The organism is Xylanimonas oleitrophica (assembly GCF_003244315.1).
GTDB lineage: Bacteria > Actinomycetota > Actinomycetes > Actinomycetales > Cellulomonadaceae > Xylanimonas_A > Xylanimonas_A oleitrophica.
On record NZ_QKWH01000001.1, the window covers coordinates 723,844 to 747,977 of the forward strand.

19 protein-coding genes are annotated in these 24,134 nt (G+C 75.2%); 16 read left to right on the forward strand and 3 right to left on the reverse strand.

Annotated elements, in window-relative coordinates:
• Positions 1–41 precede the first annotated feature (41 nt).
• From DNL40_RS03520 to DNL40_RS03530, 3 genes are read right to left on the reverse strand one after another with little or no spacing between them, the layout of a single operon-like run.
• Positions 42–2,426, reverse strand: a complete 2,385-nt coding sequence (locus DNL40_RS03520; protein WP_111249800.1) for a transglutaminase TgpA family protein — start codon at positions 2,424–2,426, stop codon at positions 42–44.
• On the reverse strand, positions 2,423–3,727 hold the full coding sequence (locus DNL40_RS03525) for a DUF58 domain-containing protein (RefSeq protein WP_111249801.1): 1,305 nt from the start codon (positions 3,725–3,727) through the stop codon (positions 2,423–2,425). Before DNL40_RS03525 ends, DNL40_RS03520 begins: the two co-directional genes overlap by 4 nt.
• Before the next feature lie 2 nt (positions 3,728–3,729).
• Entirely contained in the window at positions 3,730–4,776 is a 1,047-nt protein-coding gene (locus DNL40_RS03530; protein WP_111249802.1) for an AAA family ATPase, read from the reverse strand.
• Between the two features lie 265 nt (positions 4,777–5,041).
• Between DNL40_RS03530 and mraZ the strand changes: the two genes are divergently transcribed.
• The 16 genes from mraZ to DNL40_RS03610 all read left to right on the forward strand — a co-directional run bounded on the left by mraZ (position 5,042) and on the right by DNL40_RS03610 (position 24,132).
• The gene (gene mraZ, locus DNL40_RS03535; RefSeq protein WP_111249925.1) at positions 5,042–5,509 is read left to right on the forward strand and encodes a division/cell wall cluster transcriptional repressor MraZ; all 468 of its coding nucleotides are present in this window, start codon (positions 5,042–5,044) and stop codon (positions 5,507–5,509) included.
• A 239-nt stretch (positions 5,510–5,748) separates the two neighbouring features.
• A complete protein-coding gene (gene rsmH / locus DNL40_RS03540) occupies positions 5,749–6,834 on the forward strand; it encodes a 16S rRNA (cytosine(1402)-N(4))-methyltransferase RsmH (RefSeq protein ID WP_245885603.1) in 1,086 nt (361 codons plus the stop codon).
• Positions 6,831–7,274, forward strand: a complete 444-nt coding sequence (gene ftsL, locus DNL40_RS03545; RefSeq protein WP_111249803.1) for a cell division protein FtsL — start codon at positions 6,831–6,833, stop codon at positions 7,272–7,274. The genes rsmH and ftsL overlap by 4 nt, the downstream gene beginning before the upstream one ends.
• 626 nt (positions 7,275–7,900) lie before the next feature.
• Entirely contained in the window at positions 7,901–9,691 is a 1,791-nt protein-coding gene (locus tag DNL40_RS03550) for a peptidoglycan D,D-transpeptidase FtsI family protein (protein WP_245885604.1), read from the forward strand.
• A gap of 43 nt (positions 9,692–9,734) precedes the next feature.
• Positions 9,735–11,417, forward strand: a complete 1,683-nt coding sequence (locus DNL40_RS03555) for a UDP-N-acetylmuramoyl-L-alanyl-D-glutamate--2,6-diaminopimelate ligase (RefSeq protein WP_111249805.1) — start codon at positions 9,735–9,737, stop codon at positions 11,415–11,417.
• Complete coding sequence (locus tag DNL40_RS03560) at positions 11,414–12,979, forward strand: UDP-N-acetylmuramoyl-tripeptide--D-alanyl-D-alanine ligase (RefSeq protein ID WP_111249806.1); 1,566 nt, start codon at positions 11,414–11,416, stop codon at positions 12,977–12,979. Before DNL40_RS03555 ends, DNL40_RS03560 begins: the two co-directional genes overlap by 4 nt.
• Positions 12,976–14,058 (forward strand): phospho-N-acetylmuramoyl-pentapeptide-transferase, encoded by a 1,083-nt coding sequence (mraY, locus tag DNL40_RS03565; RefSeq protein ID WP_111249807.1) that lies wholly within the window; start codon positions 12,976–12,978, stop codon positions 14,056–14,058. Before DNL40_RS03560 ends, mraY begins: the two co-directional genes overlap by 4 nt.
• Entirely contained in the window at positions 14,058–15,605 is a 1,548-nt protein-coding gene (locus DNL40_RS03570; RefSeq protein ID WP_111249808.1) for a Mur ligase family protein, read from the forward strand. Before mraY ends, DNL40_RS03570 begins: the two co-directional genes overlap by 1 nt.
• A gap of 52 nt (positions 15,606–15,657) precedes the next feature.
• Positions 15,658–16,914 (forward strand): FtsW/RodA/SpoVE family cell cycle protein, encoded by a 1,257-nt coding sequence (locus DNL40_RS03575; RefSeq protein WP_111249809.1) that lies wholly within the window; start codon positions 15,658–15,660, stop codon positions 16,912–16,914.
• A 30-nt stretch (positions 16,915–16,944) separates the two neighbouring features.
• A complete protein-coding gene (gene murG / locus DNL40_RS03580) occupies positions 16,945–18,129 on the forward strand; it encodes an undecaprenyldiphospho-muramoylpentapeptide beta-N-acetylglucosaminyltransferase (protein ID WP_111249810.1) in 1,185 nt (394 codons plus the stop codon).
• Positions 18,126–19,610, forward strand: coding sequence for a UDP-N-acetylmuramate--L-alanine ligase (gene murC / locus DNL40_RS03585; protein ID WP_425450746.1), 1,485 nt, complete (start codon positions 18,126–18,128; stop codon positions 19,608–19,610). The genes murG and murC overlap by 4 nt, the downstream gene beginning before the upstream one ends.
• 455 nt (positions 19,611–20,065) lie before the next feature.
• Entirely contained in the window at positions 20,066–20,755 is a 690-nt protein-coding gene (locus tag DNL40_RS03590; RefSeq protein ID WP_245885605.1) for a cell division protein FtsQ/DivIB, read from the forward strand.
• A 190-nt stretch (positions 20,756–20,945) separates the two neighbouring features.
• The gene (gene ftsZ / locus DNL40_RS03595) at positions 20,946–22,241 is read left to right on the forward strand and encodes a cell division protein FtsZ (protein WP_111249811.1); all 1,296 of its coding nucleotides are present in this window, start codon (positions 20,946–20,948) and stop codon (positions 22,239–22,241) included.
• Positions 22,238–23,089 carry a peptidoglycan editing factor PgeF gene (pgeF, locus tag DNL40_RS03600; protein ID WP_245885607.1) on the forward strand — a complete coding sequence of 284 codons (852 nt, stop codon included), beginning with the start codon at positions 22,238–22,240 and terminating at the stop codon, positions 23,087–23,089. The genes ftsZ and pgeF overlap by 4 nt, the downstream gene beginning before the upstream one ends.
• A gap of 106 nt (positions 23,090–23,195) precedes the next feature.
• Positions 23,196–23,672 carry a cell division protein SepF gene (locus tag DNL40_RS03605; RefSeq protein ID WP_111249812.1) on the forward strand — a complete coding sequence of 159 codons (477 nt, stop codon included), beginning with the start codon at positions 23,196–23,198 and terminating at the stop codon, positions 23,670–23,672.
• Between the two features lie 175 nt (positions 23,673–23,847).
• Complete coding sequence (locus tag DNL40_RS03610; RefSeq protein WP_111249813.1) at positions 23,848–24,132, forward strand: YggT family protein; 285 nt, start codon at positions 23,848–23,850, stop codon at positions 24,130–24,132.
• Positions 24,133–24,134: the final 2 nt, after the last annotated feature.

The following is a 24,134-nucleotide window of genomic DNA, read 5'->3' on the forward strand; positions in this document are numbered from 1 at the left end:
TCTCTCTTTCTCTCGCGACGTTTCTCTCGCGGTCCGTCGCCTCAGACGCCAGCCGGTGCGGGCCGGGACCGGCCGGTGCCACCAGCGTCCCCAGTGCTGCCGGTGCCACCAGTGCTGTCACCGTCCGCACCGTCGTCGCTGTCCCTGCCGGTGACGCCGCGGGAGCTCGCGACCGCGTGGATCCCTGCCGTGGCCGCTGTGACGAGGCTCGCCAGCTCTTCTGGCTCCGGGAACGGGGCGTCGGCGGCGTACCGCTGGGCCTCGACGGCCTCCGCGAGCCGTACGAGCGCGGTCGTGGCGTCGGGATCCAGCGTTCGGCCGTACCGGCTCGAGAGGGCCGAGCCGATCTCGCCGGGCGCTCGGCGAGGGGTGACCGCGGCGGGCAGGACGACGCCTCGGGCGGCCAGCGCGGCCACGACACGCTGCCAGGCGTGCTCGGCGTCGGGCGGTGCGGCGTGGGCCCGGCGCCGTCGACGCCACAGCAGGAGGCCCGCGGCGGCGAGGAGCAGCGCGCTGAGCGCAGCCGCGGGGACCCAGGACCCGGCGGACCCGGCGGGCGCCTGCGCGGTGGGCGGGGCCGCGGTCGGCGACGGGGCCGGTGCGGTCGGTGACGCGGCGGCCGTGGGCTGCTGAGCCTCCCGCTCCTCGGCGTCGGGGGTCGGCTGCGCGCCGGGCGTCGTCGCCGGGGCGGTCGTGTACGGCGGCGCGGCGCCGGTCTGCACGGCGGGGGTGGGCTCGAACCGGACCCATCCGGAGCCGGGGAAGTACAGCTCGGGCCAGGCGTGGGAGTCCTGACCGGTGACCTGCCACTGCCCGTCGGCGCCGGAGCGTCCGGGCAGGTAGCCGACGCCGAGGCGGGCGGGGATCCCGAGGGTGCGGGACATGACCACCATCGCCGTCGCGAACTGGACGCAGTAGCCCGTGCGGTGCTGGAGGAAGTCGTAGACGGCGTCGCCGGTGCTGCCCCGGGGCACGTTGACGTCGTAGGTGAACTCGGTGGTGTCGCGCAGGTAGCTCTGCAGGGCCACGGCCTGGTCGTAGGGGTCGGTGGCCCCGGCGGTGATCTGGGCGGCGGTCTCACGGATCTCGGCGGCGTAAGCGGTGTCGGGCACCTCGAGGAAGACGGCGTCGAGCGTGCCCGTGGGGGTGGGGGAGCCGCGGAGCGCCTCGGCGGAGAGCGCACGCTCGTGGACGGCGAGGGAGTAGGTGTCGCCCTCCTGGGTGACGGGGCCGCCCACGATCTCGTCACGGGCGGGGTCGTAGCGCCACCCGTCCTGCGTCTCGACGGTGCGGGGGTCGAGCGACAGGGGCAGGTACGGCTCCCGCATGCTGCCCACGGTGACGTCGAGACGGGTGGTCTCGCCGGTGAGCGGGGCGTCGTCGGGGAAGAGCACCTGGTCGGCTGCGAAGCCGTCGCCCTCGCGTGCGGGGCCGCGGCCCCAGGAGCGGCCGTCGAAACCGGAGAGCGTGAGCACCCGCAGCGGGCCGACGTCCTGCTGGGTGGAGGTGGTGTACCGCAGCACGACCTCTCCGGACCGTGCCGTGAGGCTGCGGTACATGTCGAGGTCGTCGGCCAGGCGCACGGTGCGGCTCGACGTGGTGAAGACGTCGGTCCACGAGCCCTGGACGGCGGGCAGGCCGGTGGCCGCGGTGCCGACGACGAGCGCGCCAGCGGTGACCGCGGCCGCGGTGGCGGTGGTCGCCGCGGCACGGTGCCGTTCGGCGCGCCGCACGTGGGCGTCGAGGCGCCCGCCCGGCCGGCGGCGGGTCCCGGGCGGCTCGAGGGTCAGGCCGAGGAGGAGCGCGACGACGGTCACGGCGAAGGTGGCCCAGGGGACCTCGCCCGCGAGGACCAGCGGTGGGGCCCACAGCACGAGCACGGGCACCGCGGCGAGCAGCGGGTGGCGCAGGCCCGCGGCGAGGGCGTCCGCCACGACCAGCACGACGAGGGCGCCGCCCACGCACACCAGGCCCATGGAGTGGGTGCCGACGACGGGCGCGATCTCGTCGCGCACCGTGCTGCCCGCCTCGCCGAGCCGTGCGGTCAGGCGGGACACGGAGCCCGGCGCCACGAGCCACTGCGCCCCGCTCCCCGGTCCGCCGAACCGGGCGAGGAGGAACCATGCGGCGACGGCGATGGCGACCAGGGTGGGGACGACGGACCCGAGCCCGCCGTCGTCGGCAGCCCCGTGGCGTCGTCCGGACGTGCTGCCGGCCGCGGTGCGGCGTGCACGGCGGCGTCCGATCACCGCCCTGGTGGTGGCGCTCGCAGCGCCGACGAGCAGGATGCCGGCGACCGCGGCCCCGGTCCAGGGGCCGGGCAGGACGACCCGGGTCAGGCCGAGCGCGGAGGCGAGCACGGCCAGGGTCACGAGGCCGGTGGAGACGGCCGCGCGGAGCGTGGGGGAGGTCGTGGCGGGGATCACGGCGTGCGCTCCGCGAGGAGGGACCAGGCGCGGGCGTGGGGGACGCCGGGGCTCGCGGTCGCGGTCCGCCAGCCGGCGGCGCGCAGCGCGGCGACCGTCTCCTCGGCGCTGGCGGCGTCCGCGGAGACGACGAGGGCCCAGCACGCGCCGGCCTCGCCGGCGAGCACGGCCAGCTCGCGGGTGGTGCCGGCGCCGAGCGGGGGCACGATCGCGACGACGATCTCCCCGGCCGTGCGTGAGACGCGCAGCGCGCGGGCGGTGGCGGCCAGGGTGCGCTCGGCGTCGGGCGCCGTGCGGGCTCCGTGCAGCTCCACGGTGGAGTCGAGCAGGGCGCCGCGGCCGGTGCGCGGGCCGGTGACGAACCTGCCGCCGTCGGCGAACGGCTCGTCGTCGGTGGGCACGATCCGGACGGGGTGCCCGGCGTCGAGGAAGGAGCAGGCCAGGGAGGCGGCGTGCTCCACCGCCCACTCCCCGGTGGTGTCGGCGTCGGTGGTCGTCGCCACGGAGCGGGCCTCGCCCGGGGCGGGGAGCAGCGCCCGGTCGAGCAGCACGGTGACGGGGCGCACCCCGGCGGCCTCGTCGGTGCGCACCATGAGATGACCGGTGCGGGCGGCCGAGGGCCAGTGGACGCGGCGCAGGTCGTCGCCCATGACGTACTCGCGCAGCACGGAGTCGTCCGGCGAGGTGATCCGGGCGCCCGTGGAGGCCATCTCGACGTCGCCGAGCAGGCCCGCGCGCACCGGCAGCTCGTCGGTGCGCGGCCAGACGGTGACGGTGGTGGGGGCGCCCAGGGGCTGGGTGGTGCGCACGAGGCCGAAAGTGTCCGAGCGGGTGGTCAGCAGCGGTCCGAGCGGCCAGCGCCCGCGCCGCGACGGGTGGACGGCGTAGCGCACCTGGATGCGGTCGGGGTGCGCCTGGACGCGTGCGCGCACGCCCTCGCGGCCCGCGAGCTCGTGCGCCGCCTGCTCCGACAGGCGCAGGCGGGCCAGCCGCTCGTAGGCGGCTGCGGTCGGCCGGGCGGCCGAGACGACCAGCTCTGTGTGCGCCTGCTGTCCGCGGACCACGGGGCTCGGGCGGACGCGCCGGGCCACGGAGAGGGCGCCGCGCCCCTGCTCGAGCCGCTGCAGGCCGAGCGTGAGCCACGAGACGACGACGACGCCCAGCGCCGCCGAGCCCAGCGCGACCACGTCGTGCAGGCCGAGCAAGATCCCGAGCGCCAGGATGACGCCGCCCGCGACGACCAGGACGAGCCCGCGCCGCGTGGGACGCACCCGCGCGACGCGGCGCAGCGCGTCCCGCACCGTCAGTACCCGCCGGTCGTGGACGCCGGCACCGGCGTCCGCCGGAGGATCTCGTCCACCACGTCCTCGCCCGTCGTCCCGCCCAGGCGGGACTCGGTGGTCAGCACCAGGCGGTGGGCGACGACGGGCACCGCCAGCGCCTGGACGTCGTCGGGCAGCACGTGGTCGCGGCCCGACGACGCGGCCAGCGCCTTGGCGGCCTTCAACAGCTGCAGCGAGGCGCGCGGGGAGGCGCCCAGCCGCAGGGCAGGGTGCCCGCGCGTGGCGCCGACCAGGTCCAGCACGTACTGCTTCACCGCGCGCGAGGCGTGCACGTGGCGGACGAGGTCGGCCAGGCGCAGCACGGTGGCACCCGTGGTGACCGGCTGGAGGTGGGCCAGGGGGGAGACCGCCTCCTGGCGGTCGAGCATCAGCATCTCCGCCTCGGCGTCCGGGTAGCCGACGGTCAGCCGGGCCATGAACCGGTCGCGCTGCGCCTCGGGCAGCGGGTACGTCCCCTCCATCTCGACCGGGTTCTGCGTGGCGACCACCAGGAAGGGCCGCGGCAGCAGGTGGGTGGTCCCGTCGACGGTGGTCTGCCCCTCCTCCATGCACTCCAGGAGCGCCGACTGCGTCTTGGGGGAGGCGCGGTTGATCTCGTCGCCGATCACGATGTTGTTGAACACGGGCCCCGGCCGGAACTCGAACTCGTCGGTGGCCGACCTGAAGACGTTGACGCCCGTCAGGTCGCTCGGCAGCAGGTCCGGCGTGAACTGGATCCGGCCCACCCGGCAGTCGATGGACCGCGCGAGCGCCTTGGCCAGCGTCGTCTTGCCCACACCGGGCACGTCCTCCACCAGCAGGTGCCCGCCGGCCAGGAGCACGGCGACGGTGAGGTCGGCGAGGGCCGGGCGCCCCGTCACCACGGACGCGAGCGCGGCACGCACCCGGCCGGTGACCTCCACCAGCTCGTCCAGGCCCGCGCGCAGGGCGGGCAGGCCGTGCTGCGGGTCGTGGGCCGCGCCGTCACCGGGGTCGGTCAGCGTGGCGGTGGAGGGATCGGGGTGCACGGCGACCTCCGGTCGAGGACGAGTGTCCTGGCTCGTGTGGCGGGGTGGTTCGAGCGTAGTGGACCGCGGCGCGCGGCGCGGCGGGCGGGGCGGGTCCCAGGAGGTCTGCCCTCCACCTCCCTCCACCCGGGCGGGGGCGCGCTGACCTGCGGCGGTGTCGGTGATTCACCCGACAGGTGGAGGACACGGCACCGTTTCACCGCGCTGGGTGGAGGGTTGTGGAGTAGCGTGGAGCGTGCGGGAGCGCGGAGGGGAGGTGCGGGCCGTGGCAGGTATCGAGCCGTTCGTCGGCACGGGCCTCCTGCTGGGCACGTACACCCCGAAGCTCGACGAGAAGGGCCGGCTGATCCTCCCCGCGAAGTTCCGGTCCCGCCTCGCACCCGGGCTCGTCATGACGCGAGGGCAGGAGCGTTGCCTCTTCCTTCTGCCGATGGACGAGTTCTCCCGCATGTACGAGCAGGTCCGGCAGGCTCCCGTGACCTCCCGTCAGGCGCGCGACTACCTGCGCGTGTTCCTGTCGGGGGCGAGCGACGAGGTGCCGGACAAGCAGGGCAGGGTCTCCATCCCGGCCCCGCTGCGCGAGTACGCCGGTCTCGACCGGGACGTCGCCGTGATCGGTGCCGGCACCCGCGTCGAGGTCTGGGACAGGGCGGCCTGGGAGGCCTACCTGGCCGAGCAGGAGTCCGCGTACTCCGAGACGGCCGAGCAGATCTTCCCCGACCTGCAGTTCTGACCCGCACGACAACCGCACAGCGACCACCCGCACCGAGGCCCCGCCCCGCGAGGCCTCCTCCCGCGAAGGTCTGGCGTACTTCCCCGACGCCAGAACGCGGAGGGAGACCTGGCCGGACGGGGCCTCGCCGAACCCGGACCACGGCGTCCGGGCGGCAGACCGACGACCAGCCGGCACGACCAGCCGCAGCACCGGACAGCAGCACCAGGACCGCAGGACCAGAGAGGAAGGAGGAGCACATGACGGAGGACGCCCGCCCCGACGAGGACGGCACGCGCGAGCCCACCGTGCCCGCGCGCGCCGCGGCCGACCGGCACCTGCCCGTGCTCCTCCAGCGCTGCGTCGACCTGCTCGCCCCCGCGCTCGCCGAGCCGGGCAGCGTGCTGGTCGACTGCACCCTCGGCATGGGCGGGCACACGGAGGCCGTCCTCGAGCAGGTGCCCACCGCCCGCGTCGTCGGGATCGACCGGGACCCTCAGGCGCTGCGGCTGGCCTCGGAGCGGCTCGCACGGTTCGGCGACCGCTTCACCCCCGTGCACGCCGTGTACGACGAGATCGGGGACGTCGTGGCCGGCCTGGGTCTCGACGCCGTGCAGGGCGTCCTGATGGACCTGGGCGTCAGCTCCTTGCAGCTCGACGAGGCGGACCGCGGCTTCGCGTACGCGCAGGACGCGCCTCTCGACATGCGCATGGACCAGACGCGCGGCCTGACGGCGGCAGACGTCCTCAACACCTACGACGAGCGCGAGCTGACCCGCATCCTGCGCGAGTACGGCGAGGAGCGGTTCGCCCAGCGGGTGGCTCGCGCCCTCGTCCGGCGTCGCGAGGAGAAGCCCTGGGAGCGCACGGGCGAGCTCGCCGACCTCGTGCGCTCGGCGATCCCGGCCGCCACGCGCAAGACGGGCGGCAACCCGTCCAAGCGCACCTTCCAGGCGCTGCGGATCGAGGTCAACGGCGAGCTGGAGGTCCTCGAGCGGGCCGTCCCCGCGGCGATCGAGGCGCTGGCCGTGGGTGGGCGGATCGTCGTCGAGTCCTACCACTCGCTGGAGGACCGCATCGTCAAGCGAGCCATCGCGCGCGGGACGGCGTCGTCGGCACCGGCGGGCCTGCCCGTCGAGCCCGAGACGCACCGCCCCTACCTCGAGCCCCTCACCCGGGGCGCCGAGGAGGCCGACGAGGCCGAGCTCGAGCGCAACCCCCGGGCTGCCTCGGTCCGCCTGCGCGCCGCGGCCCGCCTGCGGCCCACCCCTGAACACCTGCGGACGCACGCCACGACGTCGTCCCGCGCCACCCGTACGACCCGAAGCAAGGAGGAGCGTCGATGAGCGCACTGCGAGCCCCGGCGGTCGCCCCCGCCCGGCGCAACGTCCCCGCGCCGCGCCGCGCACCGCTGACCGCCCTGCCCGGAGGCCGTGCCGACGGCGGCCGCCGGTTCGACGCCGTCCGGGCGCCGCTCCAGGCGCGCTCGGGCGTGCCGTTCCTGATCGTGTGCGCGACCGTGCTCGTCACGGCGCTGCTCGCGGCCCTGGTCCTCAACACCACGATGGCGCGCGGCTCCTACGACCTGGCCCGTCTGCAGCGCGAGGTGAACCAGGCGAGCCAGGACGTGCAGACCAAGCAGGCGGAGCTCAGCGCGGCCCAGAACACGCTCGACCAGAGGGCCCGCCAGATGGGCATGGTCCCCGCCGACAACCCGGACATGCTCGACGTCTCCGGCGCGACGGTGCCGGCACCCGGCACGGCGGGGCAGGGAGCGGGGGAGTGACCCGGCGCGAGGCTCCCGCGACACGCGCGGCCGCCTCGCGTCCTGCGCGGGAGGCGGCACCGCAGAATCGTCGGGTGAGCACCTCCGCCGCCTCGGGCGGCCAGCCCGCGCCCCGCTCCGGCGGCCGACGCCGGCCGGCCGCCGGAGCGACGGCAGACACGACGCGGCGGACCGACCCTGGGCCCGGCGCGCGCCAGCAGGCGCGCGAGCCGGGCTCGCGGCGTCCCACCACCGAGGCACGGGCGGCCCGTGCCTCGGGCGGGCGCTCGTCCGCCCGTCCCGCGACGTCCGGCAGTGCGGCATCTGGTCGGACGGCATCTGGTCGGGCGGCGTCCGGCACGACGGCGCCGGGCCGGGCGAGCAGCGGCAGGAAGACGTCCGGCAAGGCAGCGGTGAGCAAGGCGGCGGGCAGGTCTGCGACGGTTGACGGAGCGTCCCGCAAGACGGCCAGCAGGGCGGGCTCGGGCAGGGCGGGCTCGGGCAGGGCGGGCTCGGGCAAGGCGGCTTCCCGCAGGACGGCCTCCCCCAAGGTGGCCTCGCGCCGGAAGGCTTCGGGCACGGGGGGCTCGCGCACGAGCGCCGTCCGCCAGGCCGTCTCCCGCTCAGGCGGGATCGGCGGGGGCGTCGTGCGCCGCCGCCAGGGTCCGCCGCAGCCGCCCGGCCCCCCGGCGTCGCCGGAGCGGCGGCAGCGCTGGCTGCTCGTGATCGCGACTCTCGTCGTCGTCGTGTTCGTGGCCCGGCTGGTGCAGGTGCAGGTCTTCGAGGGACCGGCGCTGGCGGCCACGGCGCTCGAGAACCGGATGGCCACGGTGGTGGTGCCCGCGCACCGCGGGCAGATCACCGACCGCGACGGGGTGGTGCTCGCCACCTCGGTGGACCGTTACACGGTCGCCGCCGACCAGCAGGCGATCCAGACGTTCCGCGGCGGCAGCCGGGTGGACGCCGAGGGCGAGCCGGTGGAGGACGGGGCGCTGGGCGTGGCCCAGCTGCTGGCACCGATCCTGGGCACCACCAAGGCCGAGCTGGCCGCGCAGCTCAACGGGGACCGGCGGTACGTCGTCCTGGCGCGCAACGTGGAGCCCGAGACGCAGCGCAAGATCCGCGAGCTGCGGCTGCAGGCGTACGTGCCGATGGAGCTGACGTCCAAGCGCACCTACCCGTCGGGGACGGTCGCCGGCCCGCTGGTGGGGTTCGTGGACGCCGACCAGGTGGGTCAGGGCGGCATCGAGCGCGCCTACGACGACGTGCTGGCGGGCAAGGCCGGAGTGGACCGCTACGAGCGCTCGCGCGACGGGGTCCGTATCCCCGGCGGGGCCGAGGACTCGACGCCGGCGCAGCCGGGCGGGGACGTGGTGCTCACCATCGACCACGACATCCAGTGGAAGGCCGAGGACTCGATCGACGAGGCCGTGGCCCGGACCGGGGCGTCCTACGGCATCGTCGTGGTGGAGGACCTGCGCACGGGCGAGCTGATGGCCATCGCGGACTCGGGCGACGTCGACCCGAACGACCGCACCAGCGCCAACGTGGCCAAGGGGTCACGTGCGGTGCAGGACACGTTCGAGCCCGGCTCGACGGGCAAGGTGATCACGATGGCGGCTGCGCTGGAGACGGGCGCCTGGCAGCCGGACAGCCAGTTCACGGTGCCCGACAGGTTCACCACGCCGAACGGGCAGACGTTCCGGGACTCGCACGACCACCCGGTCCAGCAGCTGACCCTGGCCGGGATCCTGGCGCACTCGTCGAACTCGGGCACCGTGCAGGTGGCGGAGAAGATCCCCCCGCAGGTGCAGTACGACTACCTGAAGAAGTTCGGGCTGGGGGAGAGCACGGGCCTGGACCTGCCGGGCGAGTCGCGCGGCACGGTGCACCCGGTGGACCGCTGGGACGCCCGCACCCGGTACGCGGTGACGTTCGGGCAGGCGCTGACGGTCAACGCGATGCAGGCCACGAGCGTGTTCTCCACGATCGGCAACGGCGGTGTGCGCCTGCAACCGACGCTGCTCAAGGGCACGCGGACCGCTGACGGCGAGCTGGAGCCGGTCGAGCGCCCGGAGGGCACGCGCGTCGTCTCGGAGGAGACGGCCGCGTCGCTGCTGCACATGATGGAGGAGGTCACCAGCGAGGAGGGCACCGCCGTGGGCGCGCAGGTGCCCGGGTACCGGGTCGCCGGCAAGACGGGCACGGCCCAGATCTTCGAGGGCGGCGGTGTGACGTACATGGCGTCGTTCATCGGCGTGGCGCCGGCGGACGACCCGCGGTTCACGGTCTCGGTCTTCCTCAAGAGCCCCAAGACGTCGATCTTCGGTGGGGTCGTGGCGGCGCCGGTCTTCCGCGACGTCATGGGCTTCGCCCTCCAGAAGGAGGGGGTGCCCCCGAGCAGCCCGGCGGGCGAGCCCCTGCCGCTGGAGTGGTGAGCGACCGGCGGGAGGGTCGGTCTCACCCGCTAGGGTCTACCTCGTGACAACCCCGCTCGACCGCATCCGACCCGCGGGCGCCACGCCCCGCAAGGTGCGGGACCTGGCCCTGACGTTCGGGCTCGAGACGGCCGGGCCGGCCGCGCAGGGCGAGGGCTCCTCGCCGCTCGAGACCGTGACCGTCTCCTCCGTGGCCTCCGACAACCGTCTGGTGACCGACGGCGACCTGTTCGTGGCGCTCCCGGGCGCGCACGCCCACGGGGCGCGCTTCGCCGCCGACGCCGTGGCGCGCGGCGCGCGGGCCGTGCTGACGGACGCCGAGGGGGCCGCGCTGCTGGCGGACGGGTCCGCCGTGCCGCCCGGTGCCGGCGTGCCGGTGCTGGTCGCCCCCGACCCGCGCGCGGTGCTGGGGCCGGTGGCCGCGTGGGTCTACGGCAGCCCGGCCGAGCACCTGATGACGTTCGGCGTCACGGGCACGAACGGCAAGACCACCACGACCTACCAGCTGGACCACCTGCTGCGCGCCCTGGGCTGGCGCAGCGGCCTCATCGGCACGGTCGAGATGCGCTCGGGCGACCGGGTGCTGCCCTCGCGCCTGACGACGCCGGAGGCCGCCGATCTCCAGGCGCTCCTGGCGGCCATGCGCGAGGACGAGGTCCGCACGCTGGCGATGGAGGTCTCCTCCCACGCGCTCGCGCTCCACCGCGTCGACGGCGTGCAGTTCGGCGTCGCGGGCTTCACGAACCTCAGCCAGGACCACCTGGACTTCCACGGCGACCTGCAGGCGTACTTCGAGACGAAGGCGCTGCTGTTCACGCCGGAGCACTCGCGTCGCGGCGTCGTCGTGGTGGACGACGCGTGGGGCGAGCGGATGGCGGCGTCCGCGCAGGTGCCGGTGGCCACGGTGCGCACGGTGCCGGGCGGGGCCGAGGCCGACTGGGTGGTGACACAGGTCGCGCCGCACGGCACGGGCTCGGCGTTCACGCTGACGCACCGTGACGGGCGCACGCTGCGCACCTCGACCTCGCTGCCGGGGGCGTTCAACGTCGCCAACGCCGCGCTCGCCGTGGTGATGGTGCTCGAGGGCGGCGCGCACGTGCAGGACGTCGCCGAGGCGCTCGACGCCGTGGGCGGGCTGGCCGCGGTCGTGCCCGGGCGGATGGAGGTCGTCGGGGCCGGTGACGCGCGCTCGCCGCGCGTCGTGGTGGACTTCGCCCACAACACGGAGGCGCTCGAGCTCGCGCTGGCGGCGCTGCGCCCGACGACGGACGGCCGGCTCGTGGTCGTGTTCGGCGCGACGGGCGACCGCGACAAGGGCAAGCGGCCGGCGATGGGCGCGGCGGCCGTGGCCGGGGCCGACGTCGTGCTGGTCACCGACGACGACCCGCACGGAGAGGACCCGGCCGTCGTCCGGGCCGCGGTGCTGGCCGGCGCGCAGGCCGCGAGGGCGGCGGCGGCCGAGAGCGGCCGCACCGTGGAAGTCGTCGAGGTCGCCCCGCGCTCCGAGGCGATCAGGCGAGCCGTCCGCGAGGCGTCACCGGGCGACACGGTGCTCGTCGCGGGCCGCGGGCACGAGACGATCCAGGACGTGGCGGGGGTCGACGTCGAGCTCGACGACCGCGTCGAGGCGCGGCGCGCGCTGGCCGACGCCGACGCGGGCGCAGGACCGGGCGCCCCCGCCGCCACCACCGAGAACACGACCACCGAAGGGACCACCACCGCATGATCGAGCTGACCGCAACCGAGGTCGCCCAGGCGACGGGGGGACGGCTCGCCGCCGACCCCGGGGTGCGGGTCGGCGGGCCGGTGGTCGTCGACTCCCGCCTCGTCGAGCCGGGTGCGCTGTTCGTGGCCCTGCCGGGCGAGCGCGTCGACGGGCACGACTTCGCGGCCGCCGCCGTCGAGGCGGGTGCCGCGCTGGTGCTCGCGTCCCGCGAGGTCGGCACCCCCGAGACCCCTGTGCCGACCGTCGTCGTCGAGGACGTGCAGGCGGCCCTCGGCGACCTTGCCCGGTTCGTGCTGGAGCGCGCTCGTGCGGCCAACCCGGGGCTGCGGGTCCTGGCGGTGACGGGGTCGGTGGGCAAGACCACCACCAAGGACCTGCTCGGCCAGCTCCTGGCGGGGCACGAGGGCGACGGCGAGGCGGTGGTCCCCACCGGCTCGTTCAACAACGAGGTGGGCCTGCCGCTGACGGTGCTGCGGGTGACGCCGCAGACGCGCACGCTGGTCCTCGAGATGGGTGCGGACCACGTGGGCAACATCGCCTACCTGACGAGCGTCGCGCCGCCGCAGGTGGGCGCCGTGCTCGCTGTCGGGCAGGCGCACCTGGGCCACTTCGGCAGCGTCGAGGCGATCGCCGAGGCGAAGTCCGAGATGGTCACGGGGCTGCGCCCCGGCGGGGTGGCGGTCCTCAACGCCGACGACCTGCGGGTGGCCGCGATGGCTGCGAAGGCGACCGACGCGGGCAACCGCGTGGTCACGTTCGGGACCATCCCGGCCGCCGACGTGCGCGCCGAGGACGTGACGATCGACGTGGCGGGGCGTGCCTCGTTCACGCTGCGCGTGCGCGGCTCGGTGCTGGCCGCCGGCGAGACTGCCGAGGACGTGCGCGTGCCCGTGTCGCTGCGCCTGGTGGGCGAGCACCACGTGACCAACGCGCTGGCCGCGGCGACGTCGGCGATCCTCGTGGGGCTCGACCCTGCGGTCGCGGCGCAGCGGCTGGCCGCCGCCACGCCGGTGAGCCCGCACCGGATGGCGGTCACGGAGCGGCCCGACGGGATCACCGTCGTCGACGACTCCTACAACGCCAACCCGGACTCGATGCGCGCAGCGCTGCGCTCGCTCGCCGTCATGGCGGGCCGCACGCGGCGCTCGGTGGCGGTGCTGGGCGAGATGCGCGAGCTGGGCGAGTCGGCCCGTGTCGCCCACGACGCGATCGGGCGGCTCGTGGTGCGTCTGAACGTCAAGCTGCTCGTCGTGGTCGGAGACGGCGCGTACCACATCCACGAGGGGGCCATGCAGGAGGGCTCCTGGGGCGAGGAGAGCGTGTTCGTGCCCGACGTCGAGGCTGCGCGCGAGGTCCTGGCCGAGCAGCTGCGCCCCGGGGACGTCGTCCTCGTCAAGGCGTCCAACGGCTCGGGCCTGTGGCGCCTGGGAGACGAGCTCGCCGCCGGTGAGCTGGGCGGCGCGGCCGCCGCCGGTGAGCTGGGCGGCGCGGCCGCCGCCGGTGAGCTGGGCGGCGCGGCCGCCGCCGGCGAGGGCACGGCCACCACGGAGGGTGCGCGGTGATCGCCATCCTCGTCGCCTCGGGCGTCTCGCTGGTCGTGGCGCTCTTCGGCACGCCGCTGTTCATCCGGTTCCTCGTGCACCGCAACTATGGTCAGTTCGTGCGCCAGGACGGCCCGACGGCGCACTTCACCAAGCGCGGCACGCCCACGATGGGCGGGGTCGTCATCATCGGGGCCGCCGTGGTGGGCTTCGCCGCCTCCATGCTGGTGGCCGAGCGGCTGCCCAGCGCCTCGGCGCTGCTGGCGCTGTACCTCATGGTGGGTCTCGGCGTCGTCGGGTTCCTCGACGACTTCACCAAGATCCGCAAGCAGCGGTCGCTGGGGCTGACCCCGCGCGCCAAGATCATCGGGCAGGGCTTCGTCGGCATCACCTTCTCGGTGCTGGCGCTGCAGTTCCCCAACCGCAACGCCCGCACCCCGGCCTCGACGTCGATCTCGTTCCTGCGGGACACGAACCTGGACCTGGCGTTCGCGGGGGCGACGGTCGGCCTGATCCTCTTCGTCATCTGGGCGAACTTCCTCATCACCGCATGGTCCAACGCCGTCAACCTGACCGACGGTCTCGACGGCCTGGCCACGGGTGTGTCCATCGCGGTGTTCGGCGCGTACGTCCTCGTGGGCATCTGGCAGCTCAACCAGTCCTGCCAGCGCCTGGCCGTGGCGGGTCCCCGGTGCTACGAGGTGCGCGACCCGCAGGACCTCGCGATCGTCTCGGCGGCCATCGCGGGCGCGCTGATCGGGTTCCTGTGGTGGAACGCCAGCCCCGCCAAGATCTTCATGGGCGACACGGGCTCGCTCGCGCTCGGCGGCGCCGTGGCGGCGCTGTCGATCCTGTCCCGCACGGAGATCCTGGCCGCGATCATCGGCGGCATGTTCGTCATCATCGTGATGAGCGACGTCATCCAGATCGGCTTCTTCAAGATGACCCGGCGCCGGGTGTTCAAGATGGCACCGCTGCACCACCACTTCGAGCTGTCCGGCTGGGGCGAGGTCACGATCGTGATCCGCTTCTGGCTCATCGCGGGGCTGTTCGCCGCGCTCGGCATGGGCATCTTCTACGCCGAGTGGGTGGTGTCGTAGTGGCTCTCGAGCCGCACGGGGCCGTCGAGACGGCGGTGCCGCTGGACCGGGCGCGCGTCGTGGTGGCGGGCCTGGGGGTGACCGGGCGTGCCGTGGTCGCCGCGCTCGCCGGCCGTGTCACGTCGGTCACGACCGTCGACGGTGGCGCCGACGACGCGGACGTGCGCACGCCGGAGGACCCGCACGCCGTCGCCGCCCTGGTGCGCGACGCCGACCTGGTGGTCGCCTCCCCGGGGTGGCGACCGGCGTCGCCGCTGCTCGCGGCGGCGCTCGAGGCCGGCGTGCCGGTGTGGAGCGAGGTCGAGCTGGCGTGGCGGCTGCGCGCCGACCGTCTCGGCGGCGGCGGGCCGGCGCCCTGGCTCGCGGTGACGGGCACGAACGGCAAGACGACCACCGTGGAGATGCTCGCCTCGATCCTCACCTCGGCCGGGCTGCGCACGCGTGCGGTCGGGAACGTGGGCACCCCGCTGGTGGAGGCGGCTCTGGACCCCGCGCTCGACGTGCTGGCGGTCGAGCTGTCGAGCTTCCAGCTGCACTTCACGCACACCGTGGCCGTCGAGGCGGGTGCGGTGCTCAACGTCGCGGACGACCACCTGGACTGGCACGGCTCTCCCGAGGCGTACGCGGCGGACAAGGGGCGCGTCTACGAGCGGGCGCAGGTCGCCTGCGTCTACAACGCGGCCGACGCGCGCACCGAGCACCTGGTCCGCGAGGCCGACGTGGCCGACGGCGCTCGCGCGGTGGGGTTCACCCTGGGCGCCCCGGGGCCGGGGATGCTCGGCCTGGTGGAGGACGTGCTGGTGGACCGCGCGTTCCACGCGCCAGCCGACGCCCGCGACCGCCGCTCTTTCGCGGCCGAGCTCGGGACGCTGGCCGACCTGGCGCACCTGGCCCCCGGCGCGCACGGCACGTCTGACGTCCCGCCGGGTGCGGACGGTGACGAGCCGGTCTCCGGGGACGCCGCACCGGCAGCGGCGCAGGTCCCGGCGCACGTGGTGGCCGACGCCCTGGCGGCGGCGGCCCTCGCACGTGCGCACGGTGTGCCGGCCCGGGCGGTGCGGGACGGGCTGCGGTCGTTCGTGCCGGGCGGTCACCGCATCGAGCGGGTGGGCCTGGTGGACGGCGTCGCGTACGTCGACGACTCCAAGGCCACGAACGCGCACGCGGCCGCGGCCTCGCTGGCCGCCTACCCGCCGGGATCGGTCGTGTGGGTCGCGGGCGGGCTCGCCAAGGGGGCGACGTTCGACGAGCTGGTCGCGTCCCGGGCCGACAGGCTGCGGGCGGCGGTGCTGATCGGCGCCGACGCGGAGCCCTTCGCCGGTGCGCTGGCCCGACACGCGCCCGAGATCCCGGTCGAGCGGGTGGACCCAGGTGAGACTGGGACGGTGATGCGCCGTGCGGTGGCGGCGGCCCGTGCGCTGGCCCGGCCTGGCGACACGGTGCTCCTGGCCCCGGCCGGCGCGTCGCAGGACCAGTTCCGCTCGTACGCGCAGCGGGGCGAGGCGTTCGCCGCCGCGGTGCACGAGCTCGTGCCCGGCCGCCGGTGAGGGTGTCTCGCACCGGCGTCCGCGGGCGGGCCCCGGAGGCGAGAGGCAGAGCATGGCGGTGACGACGGGTCCCCGCGCCCCGCGCACGGACCGTGGGGGGCAGCGCCCCTGGCTGGGCCAGTGGAACTCCTCGGTGACCAGCTACTACCTGCTGGTGGGCGCCTCGGGGCTGCTCCTGGTGTTCGGTCTGGTCATGGTGCTCTCGAGCTCGACGGTGACGTCGATCGCCGACGGCGAGTCGCCGTACGCGGAGTTCCTGCGCCAGGGCCAGTTCGTGCTGCTGGGCCTGCCGGTGATGCTGGTGGCCACGCGTCTGCCGGTGCGCGTCTACAAGGCGCTGGCGTGGCCGGGGCTCTTCGTGGCGGTGGCGCTGCAGTCGTTGACCTTCGTGCCTGCCTTCGCGCTGTCCAAGGGCGGCAACACGGGCTGGATCGGCTTCGGCAGCTTCACCATGCAGCCGGCGGAGGTCGGCAAGCTGGTGCTGGCCGTGTGGCTGGGCACGGTGCTGGGCCGCAAGCACCATCTCCTCGGGTCCTGGAAGCACGCGTTCCTCCCCGCGGTGCCGGGGGCGGGCCTGCTGCTGGTGCTCGTCCTCGGGGGCAGGGACCTGGGCACGGCCATGATCGTGGCCGCCCTGGTGGCGGGGGCGTTCTGGGTGGCGGGGGCGCCGGCCAAGATGCTGGCGGTCCTCGGCGGGAGCGCGGCGACCGTGGTGCTGTACCTGTTCCTGTTCAGCGCCTCGCACGGCGGCAACCGGCTCAACAGGATCAGCGCCGCCTACGGCGAGTGCACCGACGTCCAGGGGACCTGCTACCAGGCGCTGCACGGCATGTACGGCCTCGGCACGGGCGGGCTGTTCGGCGTCGGGCTGGGGGCGAGCCGGGAGAAGTGGAAGTACCTGCCCGAGGCGCACAACGACTTCGTCTACGCGATCATCGGCGAGGAGCTGGGCCTGTTCGGCACGCTGATGGTGCTGATGCTGTTCGTGGTGCTGGGCGTGGCGATGAGCCGGGTGGTGCGCCGCCACCCCGACCCGTTCGTCAAGGTGACGACGGCGGCCGTGGGCTGCTGGGTGGTGGGCCAGGCGTTCCTGAACATCGGCGTGGTGATCGGAGTGCTGCCCGTGATCGGCGTGCCGCTGCCGCTGGTGTCGGCGGGCGGGTCGGCGCTGGTGACCACGATGGCGGCGCTGGGGATGGTGATCAGCTTCGCGCGGACGGAGCCCGGGGCGGAGCAGGCGCTGGCGGCGCGGGGGTCGGCGGTGCGCCGGTCGTTGGCCGTGGTGGGGCGGGGCCGGGGGCGTCGCTGAGGGTCCTCCGACCCCGGTAGGGTCGCGGGTGTGAGTGACAGCCACGTCCGGTCCGTCGTGCTCGCCGGCGGGGGAACCGCCGGCCACGTCAATCCTCTGCTCGCCGTCGCGGACGAGCTCCGTGCCCGTGAGCCCTCTGCCCAGGTGCTCGTGCTGGGGACGACGAGCGGCCTCGAGGCCGATCTGGTCCCTGCGCGCGGGTACACGCTGCGGCCGGTGCCGCGCGTGCCGCTGCCGCGTCGTCCTTCGGTGGACCTGCTGACGCTGCCGGGCAAGCTGGCGTCTGCGGTGCGGGTGGCGGAGGCCGCCATCGAGGAGATCGACGCGCAGGCGGTCGTCGGGTTCGGGGGCTACGTGTCGACGCCGGCCTACCTGGCCGCGCGCCGCCGGGGCGTGCCCGTGGTGATCCACGAGCAGAACGCGCGGCCGGGGCTGGCCAACCGGCTGGGGGCCCGCTGGGCGGCCCGGGTGGGGCTGACGTTCGCGGGCACGCCGCTGCGCGGCGGTGTGGTGACGGGCCTGCCGCTGCGGCGGGAGATCGCCGAGCTGGTCTCGCGGCGCGAGGACGACGGCGCCGCCACGCGCGTGCGCGCGGCGGACGCCCTGGGGCTGGACCCGACCCGGCCGACCGTGCTGGTCACGGGTGGCTCCTCGGGGGCGCTGAGCGTCAACACGGCGGTGGCGGGTGCGGCGGCAGCGCTGCTGGAGTCCGGGGCCCAGGTGCTGCACCTGACGGGCAGGGGCAAGGACGGTCCGGTCCGGGAGGCGGTGGCCCGGCTGTCGGGCACGCACGAGACCGGCCGCTACCAGGTGCGCGAGTATCTCTCGGAGATGGACCAGGCACTGGCCGTCGCCGACCTGGTCGTGGCCCGCTCGGGGGCGGGCACGGTGTGCGAGCTGGCCGCGCTGGGTGTGCCGGCGGTGTACGTCCCGCTGCCCGTGGGCAACGGCGAGCAGCGGCTCAACGCGGCGCCGCTGGTGCGGGCTGGCGGCGGGATGCTCGTCGACGACGCGGACCTGACCTCGGCGTGGGTGGCTCAGCACGTGCCGGCGCTCCTGCGCGACGAGCAGCGTCTGGCGTCGATGGCGGCTGCGGCGCGCGCCACCGGCGTGCGTGACGCCGCGGCGCGGGTCGCCGACCTGGTGGAGGCGGCGGTGGCCGACCCGCAGGGTTCCGCCGCCGCGCCGGAGGCTGCCGCCGGGGAGGACCGGTGACCGCGGGGGCGGGCGACCCGCTGCCGGTCGAGGAGCTCGGGCGCGTCCACCTGGTCGGGGTGGGGGGAGCGGGCATGAGCGTGGTGGCCCGGCTGCTGGCGGCGCGCGGTGTCGAGGTCCAGGGCTCGGACGCGGCCGACGGCGCGGCGCTGGCCGCGCTGCGTGCTGACGGCGTGCGCGTGTGGGTCGGTCACGACGCCGGGCACGTGGTCGCTGCCGGGCGGCCGCTGGTCGACACGCTCGTCGTGTCGTCGGCCGTCCGCGAGTCCAACCCCGAGCTGGCCGCCGCCCGCGCCGCGGGCGTGCGGGTGCTGCACCGTTCGCAGGCGCTGGCCTCCCTCATGCTGGGGCGCCGCGCGGTGGCCGTCGCGGGGGCTCACGGCAAGACGACGACGTCGGCGATGATCGCCACGGTGCTGCGCGCGGGCGGCACGGACCCGTCCTTCGCGATCGGCGGCACGGTGCTGCTGCGCGACCCGCAGGCGCCGGGAGGTCACGCCGCGATCCCGGGCGGGCACCTCGGCGCGTCGGACGTGCTGGTGGCGGAGGCGGACGAGTCGGACGGCTCGTTCCTCAACTACGCGCCCACGATCGCCGTCGTGACGAACGTGGAGCCCGACCACCTGGACCACTACGGCTCGCGCGAGGCGTTCGACCAGGCCTTCGTGGACTTCGCGGGACGGGTGCGCGCGGGCGGCACGCTGGTGGCGTGCGCCGACGACGCGGGCGCCGCCGCGCTCGCGGCGGCCCACCGGGCCGGGGGCGGTTCCGTCGTCACCTACGGGGCGGGGGAGGCCGACGTCGTGGTGCGTGACGTCGTCTCCGTGGCGGACGGGGCCAGCGCGACGCTCTCGGGCGGTCCGCTCGGGCAGGAGCCGCTCGCCCTGCGCCTGGCGGTCCCTGGGGCGCACAACGTGCTGAACGCGACCGCGGCGGTGGTCACCGCGGTGCTGCTGGGGCTGGAGCCGCGGGCCGCCGTCGAGGGAGCGGCGGCGTTCGTCGGCACGGGCCGGCGGTTCGAGCCGCGGGGCGAGGCCGCCGGGGTGCGGGTGGTCGACGACTACGCGCACCACCCGACGGAGATCGAGGCGCTGCTGCGCGCCGCGCGACCGGTGGCCGGCGGCGGGCGCCTGCTCGTGCTGTTCCAGCCGCACCTCTACTCGCGCACGCGCATCTTCGCCGACCGCTTCGCGGCTGCCCTCGCGCTCGCCGACGAGGTCGTGGTGACGGGCGTGTACCGGGCGCGGGAGGACGTGGACCCCGCGGTGAGCGCCGCGACCATCACGGACCTGCTGCCCGTCACGGGTACCGGGGGCGGCGTGCGGGCGGTGGAGGACCGGGTGCAGGCCGCTCACGTGGTCGCGGGCCTCGCTCGTGCAGGGGACCTGGTGCTGACCGTGGGGGCCGGTGACGTGACGGAGCTGGGGCCCGTGGTCCTGGCGGACCTGGCCACCCGTGCCGGCGACGACGTCGCCCGGTAGGAGAGTCGTGGTGCGAGGGGCTGTGCGGACCGGCGGGCGCGCGGCGCTGCCTGCGTCCGATCCGGCGACCCGCGCGGGAGGATGAGAGCGTGCGTCCACCCGCCCGCCCCCGTGTGCCTTCGAAGCCCGCGTCCAAGCCCGCGACGCCGGGCTCGGGGCGCACCGTGTCTGCCCACGCGATGCCTGCCGCTCCTGCGCGGCCGCAGTCGAAGGGTGCCTCGAAGGGGGGCGCGAAGGGCACGTCGAAGGGCACGCTGACGGGCACCGCGAAGGGGGCCTCCGCGCAGGCTCCCCGCCCGGCCACGGCCAAGAGCGGTGGGGGCACGAAGGCCGCGGGGTCACGGGCCTCGGCGCCGCGGACGGAGGCTGTCCCTCGGGTGGAGGGCCGCGACGCGCGGCCGGGCCGTCCCACGGTGTCGACGGCGATGTCGCGGCGGCTGGCGGAGAAGTCGGCGATGCGCAGGCACCGGATGTGGCGGGCGGCGGGTATCTGGACGGCGACGCTGGCTGTGGCGGGCGGGCTGGGCTGGGTCGCCTTCTTCTCGCCGGTGATGGCGCTCGACCCGCAGGAGGTCACGGTCACGGGGCAGGGGACCACGGTCGACGTCGCGCAGGTGCAGGAGGTCGTCGCCCGGCAGGCGGGCGTGCCGCTGCCCCGGCTGGACACGGTGCGGCTGCGCGACGAGGTGCTGGGTGTCGGCGGTGTCAAGGACGTGCGCGTCGCCCGGGCGTGGCCGGACGGCCTGACGGTCGCCCTCGTGTCGCGGGAGCCGGCTGCGGCCGTCCCGGTGGAGGGCGGGTTCGTGCTCGTCGACCTGGAGGGCGTGCAGGTGGGTGGTCTGCCGGAGCCGCCCGAGGGCATGCCGTTGGTGCACGTGCCGCTGGGGGAGGACGACGCCCCGGTGCTGCAGGCGGCCCTGCACGTGGTAGCCGGTCTGCCGTCGCACCTGGCGGCCGAGGTGACCGAGGTGGGGGCCGAGACCCGTGACGACGTGCGCACCCGGCTGGCGTCGGGCCAGGAGGTGCGCTGGGGCGACGACTCACGCATGGCGTACAAGGTGGTCGTGGTGGAGCGGCTGCGCCAGGCGGACCCGGAGGCCGGGACGTACGACGTGAGCTCGCCCGACCTGCCGGTGACGCGGTGACCGTGGTGACCGTGGTGACCGGACACGGTGAGCCGGGTGCGACACGCCGGGCGTCATCCCGTCCGTGCCCGGCATGGCCGCATACCGTCAGGGGCAGCAGCAAGACCTGACATAACTCTGACCCTCAAGTAGAACCTTAGGGTTCCCGGGCTGGGCGTCGGGGAACAGGATCGACCCGAGAGGCATCGACGTGGCAACTCCGCAGAACTACCTGGCAGTGATCAAGGTGGTGGGCATCGGCGGTGGCGGCGTGAACGCCGTGAACCGCATGATCGAGGTCGGGCTCAAGGGCGTCGAGTTCATCGCCGTCAACACCGACGCGCAGGCGCTGCTGATGTCGGACGCCGACGTCAAGCTCGACGTCGGCCGCGACCTGACCCGTGGCCTCGGCGCCGGCGCCGACCCCGAGGTGGGCCGCAAGGCGGCCGAGGACCACGCGGAGGAGATCGAGGAGGTCCTGCGCGGGGCCGACATGGTCTTCGTCACCGCCGGCGAGGGCGGCGGCACCGGCACCGGCGGCGCGCCCGTCGTGGCCCGTATCGCCCGCTCGCTCGGGGCGCTGACCGTCGGGGTCGTGACCCGTCCCTTCACGTTCGAGGGCCGCCGTCGCTCGGTGCAGGCCGAGCACGGCATCGAGGCGCTGCGCGAGGAGGTCGACACCCTCATCGTCATCCCCAACGACCGGCTCCTGCAGATGTCGGACCGCAACGTCTCCGCGATCGCCGCGTTCCACTCGGCCGACCAGGTGCTGCACTCGGGCGTCCAGGGCATCACGGATCTCATCACCACCCCGGGCCTGATCAACCTCGACTTCGCCGACGTCAAGTCCGTCATGCAGGGTGCGGGCTCCGCGCTCATGGGCATCGGCTCGGCGCGCGGCGAGGACCGGGCGGTCCAGGCCGCCGAGCTCGCGATCTCCAGCCCCCTCCTGGAGGCCTCGATCGACGGTGCCCACGGCGTGCTGCTCTCCATCCAGGGCGGCAGCGACCTCGGCCTGTTCGAGGTCCACGAGGCTGCCCGCCTGGTGCAGGAGGCCGCCCACCCCGAGGCGAACATCATCTTCGGCACCGTCATCGACGACGCCCTGGGCGACGAGGTGCGCGTCACCGTCATCGCCGCGGGCTTCGACGGCGGCATGCCGCAGGCGCGCAAGGACGGCCGCGGTCTGGGGCAGATCGCCGGCCAGCCCGCCAAGCCGGCGGTGACGACGTCGGCCACGGGCCAGGTCTCGGTGGCCGAGCCCAGCCCTGTCACCACGCCGCTGCCGCAGCAGCCGGTCACCGGGGCGCACACGATGCCCCGCCCGATCCCGGCGGACCCCGACGACGTGCCCGTCAGCCTGCAGCCCGCGCCGGCCGCGCGGCCTGTGACGGCCGTGACGGAGGAGGCCGAGGGGGTGACCGTGGAGCGCCCCGTCGAGGTGCCGCGCATCTGGGACGCGCAGCCTCCCAAGGAGGAGCTCGACGTGCCCGACTTCCTCAAGTGACGGCCCCCGGCGTCGCCGAGGGCGTACCCGCGGTGGACGTGCCGGGGTGGTCCCAGGAGGCGCTCCTGCCGGACGGCTTCGGCGCGGGACTGCTGCGGGTGGAGCTCGGCGACGGCGTCGTGGCGGGATTCACCACCCGGCACGGCGGTGTCTCCCCGGCGCCGTGGTCGTCGCTCGACCTCGGCCCGAGCACGGGGGACGACCCGGTCCGGGTCCGCGAGAACCGGGCGCGCGTCGGGGAGTGGCTCGGCGCCCCTGTGGCCTTCGTGGCCCAGGTGCACGGCGACCGGGTGCTCGTCCTCGGGGACGCCGAGCGCGCGGAGTGGGCGTCGGACGCCCCGCCGCTGGCAGCCGGGGAGGCCGACGCCGCCGTGACCTCGACCGAGGGCCTCGGCCTGGGCGTGCTGGTCGCCGACTGCGTCCCTGTCCTCCTGGCCGACCCGGTCGCCCGGGTGGTGGGGGTGGCGCACGCCGGGCGTGCCGGGGTCGGGCTCGGGGTCGTGCACCGCGTCGTCGAGGCGCTGCTCGCCGCGGGGGCGACGACGGAGGACCTGCGCGCTGCCGTCGGGCCGGCCGTGTGCGGCCGCTGCTACGAGGTTCCCGCCGCCATGCGCGACGAGGTGGGAGCCGTCGTCCCGCAGGCGCGCTCGACGACGCGCCAGGGCACCCCGGCGCTCGACCTGCCCGCCGCGGTGCTCGCTCAGCTCGCCGCGGGCGGCGTGCTCCCGGAGCTCACGACGCACGTCGCGCGGTGCACCCTCGAGGACGCCGACCTGTTCTCCCACCGGCGTGCCACGGCCGCCGGAACCACCACCGGGAGGCAGGCGGGGGTCGTCGTCCTGGTGTGAGCGAGCCGACACGGCGCACGACACTCCGGCGTGTCGTGCGCCTCATAGCGTGCGGTGATGGCTAACGTCAAGGACTGAACCGCAGGCGACGAACGGAGTGGGAGCGATGGCCGGAGCGCTTCGCAAGACGATGCTGTACCTGGGTCTGGCCGACGACCAGGGCCGGGAGGACGAGTACGTCGACGAGTACGACGACGAGCTGGAGGCACCGGTGCGTGACCGCGACGACTACCAGGCCGAGGTGACGCCGCTGCGGCGCCCGACCCTGAGGGAGGTCGCGCCGACCACGGACCTGCGCCGGATCACGACGATCCACCCGCGCTCCTACAACGACGCCCGCCTCATCGGTGAGGCGTTCCGTGGCGGCACGCCGGTCATCATGAACCTGTCCGACATGGACGACGCCGACGCCAAGCGTCTCGTCGACTTCTCGGCCGGTCTGATCTTCGGCCTGCACGGCTCGATCGAGCGCGTCACCAACAAGGTGTTCCTGCTGTCCCCCGAGCACGTCGAGGTGACGGGCGAGGAGGACGTCGAGGGTCCGGACGCCAAGGGCCCCGGCCACTTCTACAACCAGAGCTGAGCCGGCGGGACGCTCTCCCGCCCACCCGACGCACGCCTGCCCACGGCGGGTACCCCTCAGGGGTGCCCGCCGTCGGCGTCGTCCCAGGCCGTGCGGCAGGTTTCGCGTAGGTTGGTGCCGTGAACTCACCCCACGACACCGATCGCTCCGCTCGCCGTCCCGCGGGGGCCGCGAGGTGAGCGCCGTCTTCAACCTGATCGGGCTGCTGCTGTGGCTCTACCTGATGTGCCTCGTCGTGCGCATGGTGCTCGACTGGGTCCAGTTCTTCGCCCGTGACTGGCGGCCGCGCGGCGTGGTGCTGCTGCTGGCGGAGGGCGTGTACACCGTCACCGACCCGCCGCTGCGGGCCCTGCGCCGGGTGATCCCTCCGCTGCGCATCGGCAACGTGGGCCTCGACCTGGCGTTCATGCTGCTGTTCTTCGCGGTGCTCGTGGCGTCGCGGATCTTCTCGAGCCTGTGATG